The organism is Oceanimonas sp. CAM02 (assembly GCF_032842915.1).
Taxonomy (GTDB): Bacteria; Pseudomonadota; Gammaproteobacteria; order Enterobacterales; family Aeromonadaceae; genus Oceanimonas; species Oceanimonas smirnovii.
Genome location: NZ_JAWJBK010000041.1, coordinates 1 through 15,736, shown reverse-complemented (window position 1 = coordinate 15,736; position 15,736 = coordinate 1). Strand labels below are relative to the sequence as shown.

Below are 15,736 nucleotides of genomic sequence, written 5' to 3'. Positions count from 1 at the left end.
TGCAGCCTCGCTCAGTGCCATTTAATAAAGCCAGTCTACCATTAGAACCGTGTGTTGCCGGCCGAATGACAGTTTTGTAATGAAGCAGTAAGCGGTTTGCAAGACGAGCTCAGGCATGATGAACCCATCTCGCCAGACACGGCGAACATACAAGCAGTGACGCTATACCCAATCTTAACCACGGAGAATCGCCATGAATTTTAAACATGTTCTGGCCGGCGCCATGATGGCCGGTGTATCCACCCTGACCTTCGCTGCCGGCAACCCGCTGAGCGTTCATGTACTCAACCTGGAAAATGGTCTGCCTTCCCCCGATGTGAAGGTAGTACTGGAGCAGAAGCAGGGAGACAACTGGGTACAGCTTAACAGTGCCATCACCAACGAACAGGGTCGTATTACCGCCCTGTACCCGGAAGGCAAGGAGCTTGAAAAAGGCACCTATAAAGTGACGTTTGAAACCGGTGAGTGGTTTGAAAAGCACGACACAGCCACCTTCTTCCCCGAAATCCCGGTAATTTTCAGTGCCGATGGCCAGGTAGAGCATTACCATGTGCCGCTGCTGCTGAGCCCTTACGGCTTTTCTACCTACCGCGGTAACTAATCTGTGCAGCTGTAGTGAACACCAGGTCCTGAATAAAAAAGAGAGCTTCGGCTCTCTTTTTTATCTGTACATGCAAAACAAAAGGGACGCCGCAGCGTCCCTCGAATCGTTTCCGGCTCTTACAGCGCGCGCAGAATATTGTCCACGCTGTCTTTGGCGTCGCCAAACAACATAACGCTGTTTTCCCGGAAGAACAGCGGGTTCTGCACCCCGGCATAGCCGGTATTCATGGAGCGCTTGAACACCACCACCTGCTGGGCTTTCCACACTTCCAGCACCGGCATGCCGGCGATGGGGCTGGCCGGGTCTTCCGCCGCCGACGGGTTAACCGTGTCGTTGGCACCAATCACCAGCACGGTATCGGTATCGTCGAAATCGTCGTTGATCTCGTCCATTTCCAGCACAACATCGTAGGGCACCTTGGCTTCCGCCAGCAGCACGTTCATATGGCCGGGCAGACGACCCGCCACCGGGTGAATACCAAAGCGCACCTTGACGCCCGCCGCGCGCAGCCTGGATACCAGCTCCGCCACCGGATACTGGGCCTGGGCCACCGCCATACCGTATCCCGGGGTGATGATTACCGAGCTGGAGTTTTTCAGCATGTCGGCCACATCTTCAGCGTTCACTTCGGTGTATTCGCCCTCTTCTTCCTCACCGGAAGACACTGTGCCGTCGGAGCCAAAGCCACCGGCGATCACCGAAATGAAGGAGCGGTTCATGGCCCGGCACATGATGTAGGACAGAATGGCACCCGAAGAGCCCACCAGGGCACCGGTCACGATCAGCAGATCGTTGGACAGCATAAAGCCCGCCGCCGCCGCGGCCCAGCCCGAGTAGGAGTTGAGCATGGAGATCACCACCGGCATGTCGGCACCGCCGATGCTGGCCACCAGATGCCAGCCAAAGGCCAGGGCAATCAGGGTCATTACCAGCAGGGCGAAGGTAGAGCCTTCCACCTGCACAAACCAGATCAGCAGCATGGCCGACACCACCACTGCCAGCAGGTTGAGCTTGTGGCGGTGCGGCAGGGTCAGCGGCTTGGAGGACACCAGGCCGCGCAGCTTGCCAAAAGCGACGATGGAGCCGGTAAAGGTGACCGCACCGATAAACACACCAAGGAAGACTTCGGTATTGTGAATGTTCAGCATGGCACCGGACAGGTCACCGTGATCGATATAGGTGTTGTAGCCCACAAAGACCGCAGCCAGCCCCACAAAGCTGTGCAGAATAGCAATCAGCTCCGGCATTTCGGTCATTTCCACCTTGAGCGCAAAGCGAATGCCGATAGCGGCCCCAATGGCCATAGCCACGATAATCCAGCCCAGGCCGGTGACCTCGGGGTTAAAAATGGTGGCCAGCAGGGCAATGGTCATGCCCGCCACGCCATACCAGTTACCGGCCTTGGCCGACTCCTGCCTGGACAGACCGGCCAGGCTCATGATAAAGAGCACGGCGGCCACGATATAAGATGCAGTTACTAATCCTTGTGACATTTAATCAGCCCTTCCTAAACATCTTCAGCATGCGATGTGTCACGGTAAAACCGCCAAACACGTTGATGGAGGCGATCAGCACCGCCACAAAGGCGATAAAGCTGACAAAACCACTCTCCGACCCCACCTGGGACAAGGCCCCTACCACGATAATGCCGGAGATGGCGTTGGTAACCGACATCAGCGGCGTGTGCAGGGAATGGGACACGTTCCAGATCACGTAGTAGCCCACGATACAGGCCAGCACGAACACGGTAATGTGAGACAGAAACTCAGCCGGTGCCACCGCCGCCAGCCAGGCAAACAACACAATGCCGGCACCGCCCAGGTAATATTTGAGCCTGCTTGGCTTTTTGGCTTCAGGCTCGGCCTGAGGCTGAGCAGCCGCTTTAGCCTTGGGGGCCGCCGACACGCTGATGGCCGGCGGTGGGAAAGTGACTTCACCGTCTTTTACCACCGTCATATTGCGCAGCACCACGTCGTCGAAGTCGACATGGATATTGCCGTCCTTTTCCTTGCACAGCAACTTGGCCAGGTTAACCAGGTTGGTGGCGTACAGGGTGGAGGACTGGGTCGGCAGGCGACCGTTGAGATCGGTATAGCCGATGATCTTAACGCCGTTGTCGGACACAAACAGCTCGCCCGGCTTGGTCAGCTCACAGTTACCGCCGTTCTGGGCGGCCAGATCCACAATGACAGAGCCCGGAGCCATGGCAGCCACCATGTCGGCAGTAATCAGTTTGGGGGCCGGCTTACCAGGGATTAGCGCTGTGGTAATGATAATATCCACCTCTTTGGCCTGCTCCATAAACAGGGCCATTTCGGCGTCGATAAAGGCCTGACTCATCTCCTTGGCATAACCGTCGGAAGAATCGCTGTCTTCCTCGTAGTCCAGCTCCAGGAACTCGGCCCCCATGGAGTTGATCTGCTCTTTTACCTCGGGGCGGGTATCAAAGGCGCGCACTATGGCACCCAAAGAGCCGGCAGCACCAATGGCAGCCAGGCCGGCAACACCGGCACCGATCACCAGCACCTTGGCCGGCGGCACCTTGCCGGCGGCGGTGATCTGACCGGTAAAGAAGCGGCCAAACTCGTGGGCGGCTTCCACCACGGCACGGTAGCCGGCAATGTTGGCCATGGACGACAGCGCATCCAGCGACTGGGCGCGGGAAATACGCGGCACCATGTCCATGGCAAGTACGGTCACGCCTTTGTTCTTGAGCTGCTCGACCAGCTCAGGGTTCTGCGCCGGCCAGATAAAGCTGACCAGAGTAGTACCTGCCTGCAGCCGCTCAATTTCGTCGGCAGTGGGCGCGTTCACCTTGTAAATAATGGTGGCCTGCCAGACGTCGTCGGCATTTACCAGTTGCGCGCCGGCGGCCTGATAGCCAGCGTCTTCAAAGCTGGCCTTGCTGCCCGCGCCCTGCTCGACGCTGACCTCAAAGCCCAGTTTGCGCAGCTGCTCAACGGACTTGGGGGTGGCGGCCACCCGTGTCTCTCCGCTGAGCGTTTCCCTTGGAATTCCGATTAACATAATAATTCCCTGATCCTTGTTGATATTACCCCGGGCAAACACGCCCGGTTTTCAGCAAGCTGTTCCTTCAACTTCCGGCAGCCTTGCCTGTGTCACACCAGTAAAATGACGTTTTTTTACAACGCATTTACTTTACCAACGCATACCTAGTAATTTTTTTTGTATTTTTAGGCAATATTGGATACAAAAACACCCTAAAACACATACAATTAATTTCAAGTGAAGGTAGTGCGTAGGAAAAATACAGCGTGAAAGCCAATATACTGGTTACGGTCAAAAAAGATAAATTGATCTTTCCGCGAGCCTCGATAGGCTCTGACTTTCAATGAGTAAGGTAACACTTATCCAGTGCCGGCCAAGTGGTCATTTAGCGAGCAGGATCACATAAGGCGGGAATAGCGGTATAACGCAGCCGGCCCTGCGGAACCACAGGGCCGGCAAGCCTTATTTCACAAACAAATACCAATAACCAAACAGCAGATTAAAACCAGCAAAGAACAGAATGCCAACCCGGCTCAGAGCCACCATGCCCTTGCCCAGCCGGTAGCGTTCCGGCACCTGTGGCAAACGCATCAGTCGAAGGTTCAGCCAGGCAAACACCAGGGCGCTGATAAAGGCGGAGATCATGGCAAACTCCAGCATGGCCAGCAGCGCCCCTTTAAAAAACATGATGATCAAGGCGGCCACCACGCCCATGGCTATCATCAGCGGATAGGTGAAACGGGCACCGTTGCCGGTAGGGCCGCTGCCCTGTAGCTGACCAAACTGTACGAAGCATTCACTCAGCGCCCGGCTATAGCCGTCGAGCACGGTTACTGTGGTAGAAAACATGCACAGAAACGCCACTATGGCGATCAGCCAGCGGCTCCACTCCCCCATCACACTGGCGTACACGTTCACCAGCTGATGAGCAAAAGCAATGCCTGACGTAGCCAATGTTTCACCGCTGCCGTGCAGTACCAGGGTGCCCAGCGCTACAAAGGCCAGTGCCAGCAGCGTGGAGGTAACGTAACCGACGTTAAAATCGACCAGAGCGTCTTTATACTCCAGCGTTCCCCCCAGATCCTTTTGCTTTTGCCGAAGCCAGACACTGTTCCAGGAAGACAGCTCAATAGGAGCCGGCATCCAGCCCATCAGGGCCACCAGAAAGCCTACCGAGGCCAGATTCCAGGGGCTGGGTGCCACAAAGTCCGGTGTAGCCACGCCCCCCCGGTTAAGCGCAATAAACACGGCGGTGACGGTGGCAATGGCCAGGCCCACAATAATCCATTTGGTCACACTGTCCAGGGTTCGGTAGTGACCGGTGATCAAGAACGCCAGTGAGCCTGCCAGCACTATCATGCTGAGCTGAGTCACGCTCAGGCTGTCGCCGATGAATAACCCCAGAATGCTGCCACAGAGCATGGCCACACCCGCCGTGCTGACCACGGAAGAAAACAGGTTCAGCAGCGTAAATAAACGCAGATAACCACGGCCGATACGATCATAGCCCTGAATCAGGCTTTCATTGGCGGCCATGGTGTAGCGGGCACCAATCTGAAAGAAGGGATATTTGAGCAGATTAACCAGCAGAATAAGCCCCACCAGCTGCCAGCCATAAATGGCACCGGCCTGGGTGGACGCCACCAGATGAGAGCCGCCAATGGCGGCGGCAGCGCCCAGGATCCCCGGACCCAATACCCTCATATAGTGACTGATACTGCGAGGCTCGCGCTGCGCTGCTTCGGCGATCTGTGACATACTGCTGTTCCTGCTTTTTTGTGGTTTTTTATATAAGAAGTCGATTAAAAAACCATAGCAAAAAGCATAAAGCAACTGCCGGCAGTTGCCTGATAACCGCTCAAACAACAACAACAACCAGGTCAGGCAGATTCAGCAGCAGTTAACCCCATCATACAAAGACAAAACGGTTTGTTCACTCGCTTGATGATGCATTTACCAAATGAAATAATTTCATTCGTTACTACCTTCACTGCCTCGGGCCAACAGCGTATTGCCAGCATCAGGCAGGCGGCCATTCAGAGTAAAGGGGATGGACTCCATTCGCCCCTTGTTATTTACCTGCACCGCCAGGTGCAAATGCGGGCCTGAGCTGTAACCGGTATGCCCGGAGGCCGCCACCACCTGCCCGGCTCTTACCCGATCGCCTTTTTTCACTTTCAGTGAGCCGGTATTCAGATGAGCATAAAGCGTCATGGTACCGTCAGGATGACGCAAGCGCAGATGATTGGACTTGCCCCGGTATCTGGCCTCAAGACCACCGCCAACATGATGGTCCACCGCGGCGACCACCACCCCATCGGCAGTAGCCAGCAAAGGCGTGCCAACGGGCAATGCAATATCAAGGGCATAACGGTTGGAGCGCTTGTTATGACTGAAGTCACCGTTAAAGCCTTGCGAAATACGAAAGGCACCGGCCACCGGCGGGCTGATATTCACAGCGCCGGAGAGATTAAGTACACCTTGCCGGGGTTGATTGTAATGCTGCTTCCAGGCATTAACCCGGGGGCTGACAATAGTACTGCCGGCTATTTTCTGTACCTTGTGCCCCTGGTTGACCTTATTCTTTTCATAATGGCTGCTGTAAGCAAAACCGTAATCATAACTCCAGCTGCCGCTGCTATCTGGCGCCAGCTTGCCGATAAAGGTTTCCTGGCGGGCAGGCAGGATCAGCGGTTGCTCCATGGCGTCAGGTATGCTGACATTCTGCTGCTTTACAAACCTGAGATTAAAACGCGCCTGGCTGGCAAGGCGGTTAAGGGCATAGAAATGGTGGCCATCGTTTTGTTTAACCACCCGCACCAGAATACCGTCTTTGTTAATGGCATCCTGATGCCAGCGCTGGCTGATAGTGGCTTTGAGCCGGTTGTCGGTGTAATGCACTACACCGGCGGCATCGCGATATTGATAGATAGTGGCATGAGCAGGTGCTATTCCTGCAAGCACCAGCACAATGGCAAGCAAGCCTCTCATAATGCGTCCCTGCGAGAGTGTGTGCTTTTCAGTATAGAAACTAACCGTGTTTTTGCATCATGACGGCATCTTCGGTGCCGCTGCCTGCCGGATAGTAACCACGACGCCGGCCGGTTTCCCGGTAACCACAGGACTGATAAAGCCCAATCGCGGCCTGGTTGGACGCTCTCACTTCCAGCCAGTAATAGTACAGACCCAGTTTCCGGGCGTCAGCCAGATAGTGCTGCAACAGTAACCGGCCCAACCCTTTACCCTGCCACTCAGGAGAGATACAAATGTTCATCAGGGTGGTTTCATCAAGTACCCTGTCGGCAATAAAGTAACCTAGCAGCTGTTGCTGATACCAGAAGGAGCCGGTGAAATAACGTGCGTCAAAGGCACCAGCCAGTAAAGAGCGGCTCCAGGGATGCTGATGGGCAGCCAGCTCTACCGCCACCATGGCATCAAGATCTGCCGGTGTCAGTGCCCGGTATTCAGGCTGCATAAACAGCTCCAGAGTTCACGTTTTTGTAAAGCAGACAACGGCAGTGAACCTTGCCAGTTTAGCTGCCCGGCCGGCTCGGTAAGGTTAAACCCCAGCACAATACGCGCATCAGGACAGCCTGCGGCAAGCCAGGCCGTTTCCTCCTGAATATCGGGCTGTACACCTTCAAGCGCAATCAGCAGATCATTAAGCAGCGTTGCCGGCAGCTGATGGCCTTGTCCGATCACAAGACGAACGTCAGCAACGACAGGGACGGGTTCAGGAGCATAAGGCAGCCGTTCGGCATGAGCGCACTGCCATACCGGTAATGCCATAAACTGCCAGAGTCGGGTCTGTAGTGATTTCATCAATACTCCATAACGAAAAAGGCCAGCACTGAGGCTGGCCTTTTCGGTGAAGCTGGCAGGGGCAGAGGGATTCGAACCCCCAACCGTCGGTTTTGGAGACCGCTGTTCTACCAATTGGAACTATGCCCCTGCAACACGAAGCGAATTATATAGAGCTGAATTCAAAGGTAAAGGGCTTTTTGCTTACCCCAAGCCTGTTCGCTCACTCTTTCACCGCCGGCACTGTCCTGCTGTGTGAATTTTGCTTTGGCGACGCATTTATCTATAATTCCGGTCGATTCGCAAACCCATGGAGTTGCCCATGACTTACTCTTGCTGCTGCCACTCATTGGTAGTGGTGCCCTGTGCCGGCACCGGCTTTGGCGTTTGCGATCCTGTTTCTGTGATGGCCCCATTCAGGGGCTTTTTTATGGCCCGTATTTCACTTCAAGAGCACAGCTGATGGCAAACCCTTTATATCAAAAGCATGTCATATCCATATCTGACTTTACCCGCTCCGAGCTGGAACTGGTTATCGACACGGCCGTGAAGCTTAAAAGTCAGCCCCAACCCGAGCTGTTAAAACAAAAAGTGGTTGCCAGCTGCTTTTTTGAAGCCTCCACCCGCACCCGGCTGTCATTTGAAACGGCCGTGCATCGTTTGGGCGGTTCCGTCATCGGCTTTTCCGACAGCGGCAGCACCTCATTGGCTAAAAAGGGCGAAACTCTGTCCGACTCGGTGCGCATTATCAGCTCTTACAGCGACGCCTTTGTCATGCGCCATCCTCAGGAAGGCGCGGCAAGGCTGGCGGCGGAGTTTTCATCAGTGCCGGTGATCAATGCCGGAGACGGCTCCAACCAGCATCCCACTCAGACCTTGCTGGATCTGTTTACCATCTATGAAACTCAGGGCACACTGCAGGGCCTGACCGTGGCCTTTGTGGGTGATCTTAAATACGGCCGCACCGTGCACTCACTGACGCAGGCACTGAGCCTGTTTGGCTGCAAATTCTACTTTATCGCCCCTCAGGCGCTGGCCATGCCGGAATATCTGTGTGATGAGCTCAAGGAAAAAGGCATTAACTTTGAGTTTCGTGACAGCATGGAAGAAATCATGGACGAACTCGATATTCTGTATATGACCCGGGTACAGAAAGAGCGCTTTGACGAAACCGAATATATGCATGTGGCATCCCGCTATGTACTGACACCGCAAGTACTGGAAAATGCCAAAGACAGCCTCAAGGTACTGCATCCGCTGCCGCGCATTGATGAAATTACGGTAGAGGTGGATGACACCCCTTATGCCTACTATTTTGAGCAGGCCGAGAACGGCGTCTATGCTCGCCAGGCCCTGCTGGCCCTGGTATTGAATGAAACCCTGTAAGGAGCAGCCGTGAATAAAACCCAATTACAAGTCGAGGCCATTCACAATGGCACCGTGATCGACCATATTCCTGCCGGTCAGGGTATTCGTATTTTGCAGCTGTTTGGTCTGGCAGAGAACCGCGAGCGTATTACCGTGGGTCTTAATCTGCCGTCCAAGGCACTGGGTGCCAAAGATATTATCAAAGTAGAAAACGTGCGGCTGTCACCGGCACAGGCCAACCAGCTGGCGCTGTTTGCACCCGATGCGACCGTGAATCTGATTGAAGACTTTGAAGTAGTTGAAAAACTGCAGTTACATCTGCCGGAAAAGATCAAAGGCGTATTTGCCTGCCCAAACGGTAACTGTATCAGCCGCAGAGAGCCGGTCAGCAGCCAGTTCCGCGTAAGGGCCGTCAGCGGCCAGGTGCATTTTCGCTGCTGCTACTGCGAGAAGTCGTTTCATCAGGACTTTATGGCAGTATAAACCGATGCGGGCAGGCTCTGCCCGCATAAGTTAAAACACACTGCTCAGCCTGAACAGTAGCTGCCCGCCAGATTCGTCTGTGTCGGCAGGCTTGTGCCAGGGAAGACCGACACTCACCTCAAACAAAACGCGATCAGCAAGGGTCCCGCCCAGACTGATGCCGTAAGAGCCCAATTCCTGATATTCAGCCCTCGCCCCCGGTTGATGCTCACGAGTGACGCCATAATCAATAAAAGGCGTCACCACGACCGATGGCAGTAAAGACAAATCTGTTGTCACCTCATACATCAGTTCGGCAGCTGCAGCCATGCCACTGTCTCCGCTGATAGCTCCGCTTTCAAAGGCGCGTCCGAATGAAAACCCGCCCACCGAAAACTGTGAAGACGCCGGCAGCATCATAGGAGAATGCTGCCCGACGGTCCGCAGCTGCATATTGATATTATTATTTACCGGATACAAGTAATTGAGCGCTGCCCGCCAGTAATGATAGTTACCGGGCTGCTCACCCAGATCCATATCGGAAATATGCCCGGCTCCCACTCCGGCCATGGCAGACAAGTCGCCACTGCTCAGGGCACTGTCATAATCCAGCATCAGTTCGGCACGGCGTATACGAGTGCGCGCAACCGCTGTATTCATGATATCGACATCATCGTGCTGAAATGTCACTTCAGCACGACCAAACAGGCTTTGCTGCAAAGTACGCACAAAAGGATAAGACAGCTCCGCACTCACGACCACTGACTCAACCTCTATATGCTGCGACGCCAGAGATCCGCCGAGTTGCTGTTCAATGTAGGACAGGTTGTAACCGGTAAACAACCCGTTATAACCGAGAGGTATATTCTGAGAGAGCTGAAAAATAGACATTTGCTCCGGTGCATCAGGAATCGTCAGAGCCAGCAGGTTACTGCTCTCAAAATAGCCAAAGACATCGTTAAACCCGGCACTGGCGGCCAGCTCATAGGGCCCGACCTCGTCGCTGCCAAAATTATCCAGCGCAACCATCACTGAGCGCGGGTTAAATCCGATATTCAGTTTAAGCAGGCCTCCGGCCCGGGGCGTATCGGGTTTGATGAAGGTTCCTTCAATATTAACACCGGCCAGATCACTCATTAACAGCAGTACTCGCTCCGCCTCTTTAACTCGAATGGGCTGCATGGCCATCAGGCGATCAATATAGGGAGCCAGCCTCCGCTCCATGCCAGGAATATCACTGGTAATTTCTACCCGCTCTACATAGCCTTCATAAACCTGAAAATGAACATGACCGGACTCAAGATCCTGTACCGGTACTACTGTCATGGAGAAATAGCCTGCTGCCAGATAGGCTGCATCAATATCCCGGGCCACCTGATACAGATCGGCCAGAGTTATTTCTTTTCCCAGTAAAGACTGCCAGCTGGCCCTGAGCTGTTCCGGCTCAAGCGTAAATGCACCGTCCACAGTAACAGAATTAAGTACCAGCGTGACTTTTTCTGCTTCCTGCTCCGACAGCTCATCTTGCTGATCCATGATGTCAATATCAATCATGCCGCGCTTTTGTGGTGGGGTAAGGCGCTGAAGAATAATGGTTTGCTCTACGACAGCCTGCTCTGCTTCGCTGACTTGAGCCAATACCGGAGAAGACGTGCTCAGGGACAGCATGGTCAACGCAGTAAAACAGGCTGACAGATACGGGTAATGATATGGCTGTATTTTATTCAAGTGGCGTTACTCTGGTGCTGTCATGGAAAAAGGATGACCCAGTGCCACAGACACTGCCTCAAATACCCGCGATGCCGGTGAAGCGCAGCTTATTCCGGTAGGATTATTTGGTAATACTTCTTCATCAGAGCAGTCTCCGGAGCGTATATCGCTGTTAGCCTGAACCACCACAGTGGTATCGCTGGCAACATGATAGAACAGCGTAGTGTTATATCCGGGCAACTCACCGGTATGCCCGACCCAGCCAGCAGCGCAGCCCATTCCTATCCCGTACCCCATGGGATCAGGAAATGATGTTAAACGCGTTTGCTGAGCAGCTGGCGAAAGTAACCCTTTACCAGTACCCAGCGCTCTGCCATAAATCAGCAGATCATCCATGGTGGAAATCATCTCTCCGGCAGTCCAGCCCCAGGAAGGATTCCAGTGAGTGGCATTAGAAGGCTGCTCAGGTGTGGCCGCATTTCCTTGCAGTGTAAAACCCTGTGCAAAAGGGTCAGGCATATCAGCAGCATTACCAGGCCAGACAGTATTCGTGAGCCCAAGAGGCTCCAGGATCATGGCTGATAAACTCTGTTCAATAGGTTTTCCTGTTACTTGTTCAATCACCATGCCCAGCAGCACTGTATTGGTATTGGAATAATCAAAGGATGCGCCGGGCTCGAACTCCGGTGATGCCGGCAATGCAAAATTCAGTAATTGCTCGGGAGTATAGGTCTGGGAAGGATCTTCAAAGAAAATATCAAGAAACGCCTCTGCACGGGTATAGCTGGATACACCACTGGTCATATTGGCGAGGTGGCGAAGCGTAATCTTATTACCATTAGGCACACCGGCCACATAAGTGTCTATGGTGTCATCCAGCGATAATTTGCCGGCGTCAGCCAGCTGCATCAGCAAAGTGCCGGTAAAGGTTTTGGTCACAGAGCCAATGCGAGTATGCATGCCTGCTTTCATTGCTTCACCTGTTGCAGGATCAGCCACTCCCCACGCTTTCTTCCATATTCCCTCAGGCGTTTGTATGCCGACAATAACGCCAGGTGCGGATACATAATCCAGAGTACGACGAACCGCACTCTCTACTTCTTTGGTCATCGTTTCCGGCAGCTGCGACTGATTCATTGCAGATGTGGAAGGCGCAGAATTAACAACTGAAGGTTCTGCTACACAGGACTGGGATGCCGAAGCACCAGAAGAAAACAAAGCAAGTAATACGACCAGGCTACAGAGCTCAGACTTCTTGTGTCTGATGGTTTTAATCATATTTACTCATCCCTAAGTAATATTTACTACGAATTGAACGAGTATAGGCAGCTTATAACAAGGGAAAAAGAAAAAATGCAGCTTTGGCCAGAAATAAAAGCCCTGAGCGTTAACTCAGGGCTTCTTTAAAATGGCGGAGTGGCAAACGCACTGGGTTTGAAGGCTGAGGTGCGCAGCACCGACCTCATCCAGCAAGTCCGGCGCACCGGCGCAGCCGGACATGAAAAAAGCCCCGACCGTAAGGTCAGGGCTTTTGTATGATGGCGGAGCGGACGGGACTCGAACCCGCGACCCCCGGCGTGACAGGCCGGTATTCTAACCAACTGAACTACCGCTCCGCAAAAGCTGTATAGTCAGGAGTACTATATTGGGTGCCTGGCAGTGACCTACTTTCACATGGCAGCTGCCACACTATCATCGGCGCGGTTGCGTTTCACTGCTGAGTTCGGCATGGAATCAGGTGGTTCCACAACGCTATGGCCGCCAGGCATAAAATCGTAATTCGGAAAAAACTATTTCGATGAATAGGTTGTGCTCTTGAGCCTGCAAGGCCTCACACTTCTTGGGTGTTGTATGGTTAAGCCGCACGGGTCATTAGTACAGGTTAGCTGCACGCCTCACAGCGCTTCCACACCCTGCCTATCAACGTCCTGGTCTCGGACGGCCCTTTAGAGGTCTCTAGGACCTGGGGATGACTCATCTCGAGGCTCGCTTCCCGCTTAGATGCTTTCAGCGGTTATCGATTCCGAACTTAGCTACCGGGCAGTGCCACTGGCGTGACAACCCGAACACCAGAGGTTCGTCCACTCCGGTCCTCTCGTACTAGGAGCAGCCCCTCTCAATCATCCAACGCCCACGGCAGATAGGGACCGAACTGTCTCACGACGTTCTGAACCCAACTCGCGTACCACTTTAAATGGCGAACAGCCATACCCTTGGGACCGACTACAGCCCCAGGATGTGATGAGTCGACATCGAGGTGCCAAACTCCGCCGTCGATATGAACTCTTGGGCGGAATCAGCCTGTTATCCCCGGAGTACCTTTTATCCGTTGAGCGATGGCCTTTCCATACAGAACCACCGGATCACTAAAACCTACTTTCGTACCTGCTCGACGTGTCTGTCTCGCAGTCAAGCACCCTTTTGCTTTTGCACTCAATAGCCCGATTTCCGACCGGGCTGAGGGTACCTTCGTACTCCTCCGTTACTCTTTCGGAGGAGACCGCCCCAGTCAAACTACCTACCATACAATGTCCTTAATCCAGATGATGGATCTAAGTTAGAATTCCAAAACTTTCAGGGTGGTATTTCAAGGATGGCTCCACTAAAACTAGCGTCTTAGCTTCAAAGCCTCCCACCTATCCTGCACAAAAAGATTCAAAATCCACTGTAAAGCTATAGTAAAGGTTCACGGGGTCTTTCCGTCTTGCCGCGGGTACACCGCATCTTCACGGCGATTTCAATTTCACTGAGTCTCGGGTGGAGACAGCCTGGCCGTCATTGCGCCATTCGTGCAGGTCGGAACTTACCCGACAAGGAATTTCGCTACCTTAGGACCGTTATAGTTACGGCCGCCGTTTACTGGGGCTTCGATCAAGAGCTTCGCTTACGCTAACCCCATCAATTAACCTTCCAGCACCGGGCAGGCGTCAGACCCTATACGTCCACTTTCGTGTTTGCAGAGTCCTGTGTTTTTGATAAACAGTTGCAGCCAGCTTTTCACTGCGACCCTCCTCAGCTTACTGCGTAAAGCATTCACCAAGGAAGGTGTACCTTCTCCCGAAGTTACGGTACGATTTTGCCGAGTTCCTTCACCCGAGTTCTCTCAAGCGCCTTAGAATTCTCATCCCAACCACCAGTGTCGGTTTGGGGTACGGTTCTCATATCACTATAGCTTAGAAGCTTTTCTTGGAAGCATAGCATCAACCACTCCGGAGGTCGTAACCTCCTCGCATTCACATCTCAGCATTAAGATCCCGGATTTGCCTAAGATCTCTGCCTACCTGCTTACACTGGTATACCAATCACCAGCTGGTCTAGCTTTCTCCGTCCCTCCATCGCATGATACGAGAGTTCAGGAATATTAACCTGATTCCCATCGACTACGCATCTCTGCCTCGTCTTAGGGGCCGACTCACCCTGCTCCGATTAACGTTGAACAGGAAACCTTGGTCTTTCGGCGTGCGTGTCTTTCACACGCATTAACGTTACTTATGTCAGCATTCGCACTTCTGATACCTCCAACAGCTCTTACGAGTCCATCTTCACAGGCTTACAGAACGCTCCCCTACCACATATATTTTAAAATATACATCCGCAGCTTCGGTATATCGCTTGAGCCCCGCTAAATCTTCCGCGCAGGCCGACTCGACTAGTGAGCTATTACGCTTTCTTTAAATGGTGGCTGCTTCTAAGCCAACATCCTAGCTGTCTATGCCTTCCCACATCGTTTACCACTGAGCGATAATTTAGGGACCTTAGCTGGCGGTCTGGGTTGTTTCCCTCTCCACAATGGATGTTAGCACCCACTGTGTGTCTCCCATGATAATACTTTCCGGTATTCGGAGTTTGCATCGGGTTGGTAAGTCGGGATGACCCCCTAGCCGAAACAGTGCTCTACCCCCGGAAGTAAATTACATGAGGCGCTACCTAAATAGCTTTCGGGGAGAACCAGCTATCTCCAAGCTTGATTAGCCTTTCACTCCGACCCACAGCTCATCCCCATCTATTGCAACAGATGTGGGTTCGGCCCTCCAGTCAGTGTTACCTAACTTTCAGCCTGGCCATGGGTAGATCGCCTGGTTTCGGGTCTATACCCTGCGACTATTCGCCCTATTAAGACTCGGTTTCCCTACGCCTCCCCTATTCGGTTAAGCTTGCCACAGAATATAAGTCGCTGACCCATTATGCAAAAGGTACGCAGTCACCCTAAAAAGGGCTCCCACTGCTTGTACGTACACGGTTTCAGATTCTATTTCACTCCCCTCACAGGGGTTCTTTTCACCTTTCCCTCACGGTACTTGTTCACTATCGGTCGATTACGAGTATTTAGCCTTGGAGGATGGTCCCCCCATGTTCAGACAGGATTTCTCGTGTCCCGCCCTACTTGTTGATATGCCTAGTACCACTTACTGTATTTAAAATACGGGGCTATCACCCACTACGGCTCATCTTTCCAGATGATTCTTCTATACAATAAATTATCACATATCGGCTCTTCCCGGGTCGCTCGCCACTACTGCGGGAATCTCAATTGATTTCTTTTCCTCTGGTTACTTAGATGTTTCAGTTCACCAGGTTCGCTTCCTTAAACCTATATATTCAGTAAAAGGATGACAGGGTTTTAAGCCTGTGCGGGTTTCCCCATTCGGACATTTCCGGATCAAAGCTTGATTGCCAGCTCCCCGAAACTTTTCGCAGACTTCCACGTCCTTCATCGCCTGTAATCGCCAAGGCATCCGCCATGTACGCTTATTCACTTGACCATATAATAGGGATTAGACT

Annotated in this window: 11 protein-coding genes, 2 tRNA genes and 2 rRNA genes; 3 read left to right on the top strand and 12 right to left on the bottom strand. The window is 53.1% G+C overall.

Annotated elements, in window-relative coordinates:
• Nucleotides 1–193 precede the first annotated feature (193 nt).
• Entirely contained in the window at nt 194–601 is a 408-nt protein-coding gene (uraH, locus tag R0I78_RS14450; protein WP_019935217.1) for a hydroxyisourate hydrolase, read from the top strand.
• A gap of 119 nt (nt 602–720) precedes the next feature.
• On the opposite strand, the gene pntB is transcribed toward uraH, so the two are convergent.
• The 7 genes from pntB to R0I78_RS14415 form a co-directional block, all read right to left on the bottom strand.
• The gene (gene pntB / locus R0I78_RS14445) at nt 721–2,097 is read right to left on the bottom strand and encodes a Re/Si-specific NAD(P)(+) transhydrogenase subunit beta (protein ID WP_026344860.1); all 1,377 of its coding nucleotides are present in this window, start codon (nt 2,095–2,097) and stop codon (nt 721–723) included.
• A 4-nt stretch (nt 2,098–2,101) separates the two neighbouring features.
• On the bottom strand, nt 2,102–3,631 hold the full coding sequence (locus tag R0I78_RS14440; RefSeq protein ID WP_026344859.1) for a Re/Si-specific NAD(P)(+) transhydrogenase subunit alpha: 1,530 nt from the start codon (nt 3,629–3,631) through the stop codon (nt 2,102–2,104).
• Nucleotides 3,632–4,075: 444 nt separating this feature from the next.
• The gene (locus R0I78_RS14435) at nt 4,076–5,371 is read right to left on the bottom strand and encodes an NRAMP family divalent metal transporter (protein WP_019935214.1); all 1,296 of its coding nucleotides are present in this window, start codon (nt 5,369–5,371) and stop codon (nt 4,076–4,078) included.
• A 213-nt stretch (nt 5,372–5,584) separates the two neighbouring features.
• On the bottom strand, nt 5,585–6,604 hold the full coding sequence (locus R0I78_RS14430) for a M23 family metallopeptidase (RefSeq protein ID WP_317075821.1): 1,020 nt from the start codon (nt 6,602–6,604) through the stop codon (nt 5,585–5,587).
• Nucleotides 6,605–6,644: 40 nt separating this feature from the next.
• Complete coding sequence (gene rimI / locus R0I78_RS14425) at nt 6,645–7,088, bottom strand: ribosomal protein S18-alanine N-acetyltransferase (protein ID WP_019935212.1); 444 nt, start codon at nt 7,086–7,088, stop codon at nt 6,645–6,647.
• On the bottom strand, nt 7,064–7,435 hold the full coding sequence (locus tag R0I78_RS14420; RefSeq protein ID WP_317075820.1) for a hypothetical protein: 372 nt from the start codon (nt 7,433–7,435) through the stop codon (nt 7,064–7,066). The genes rimI and R0I78_RS14420 overlap by 25 nt, the downstream gene beginning before the upstream one ends.
• Before the next feature lie 53 nt (nt 7,436–7,488).
• Nucleotides 7,489–7,565: transfer RNA gene (locus R0I78_RS14415), tRNA-Trp, on the bottom strand.
• Nucleotides 7,566–7,876: 311 nt separating this feature from the next.
• Here R0I78_RS14415 and pyrB point away from each other — a divergent pair.
• Both pyrB and pyrI read left to right on the top strand, forming a co-directional pair.
• On the top strand, nt 7,877–8,800 hold the full coding sequence (gene pyrB, locus R0I78_RS14410; protein ID WP_019935209.1) for an aspartate carbamoyltransferase: 924 nt from the start codon (nt 7,877–7,879) through the stop codon (nt 8,798–8,800).
• A 9-nt stretch (nt 8,801–8,809) separates the two neighbouring features.
• Nucleotides 8,810–9,265, top strand: coding sequence for an aspartate carbamoyltransferase regulatory subunit (pyrI, locus tag R0I78_RS14405; protein WP_019935208.1), 456 nt, complete (start codon nt 8,810–8,812; stop codon nt 9,263–9,265).
• 30 nt (nt 9,266–9,295) lie between these two features.
• Here the strand turns inward: pyrI and R0I78_RS14400 are convergent, their stop codons facing one another.
• The 5 genes from R0I78_RS14400 to R0I78_RS14380 form a co-directional block, all read right to left on the bottom strand.
• Nucleotides 9,296–10,912: a ShlB/FhaC/HecB family hemolysin secretion/activation protein gene (locus R0I78_RS14400; protein WP_317075819.1), complete on the bottom strand. Its 1,617-nt coding sequence runs from the start codon at nt 10,910–10,912 to the stop codon at nt 9,296–9,298.
• 66 nt (nt 10,913–10,978) lie between these two features.
• Complete coding sequence (locus R0I78_RS14395) at nt 10,979–12,232, bottom strand: serine hydrolase domain-containing protein (RefSeq protein WP_317075818.1); 1,254 nt, start codon at nt 12,230–12,232, stop codon at nt 10,979–10,981.
• Between the two features lie 261 nt (nt 12,233–12,493).
• A tRNA-Asp gene (locus R0I78_RS14390) sits at nt 12,494–12,570 on the bottom strand.
• A gap of 35 nt (nt 12,571–12,605) precedes the next feature.
• Nucleotides 12,606–12,720, bottom strand: a 5S ribosomal RNA gene (gene rrf, locus R0I78_RS14385).
• An 85-nt stretch (nt 12,721–12,805) separates the two neighbouring features.
• Nucleotides 12,806–15,717 (bottom strand): 23S ribosomal RNA (locus R0I78_RS14380).
• Nucleotides 15,718–15,736 lie beyond the last annotated feature (19 nt).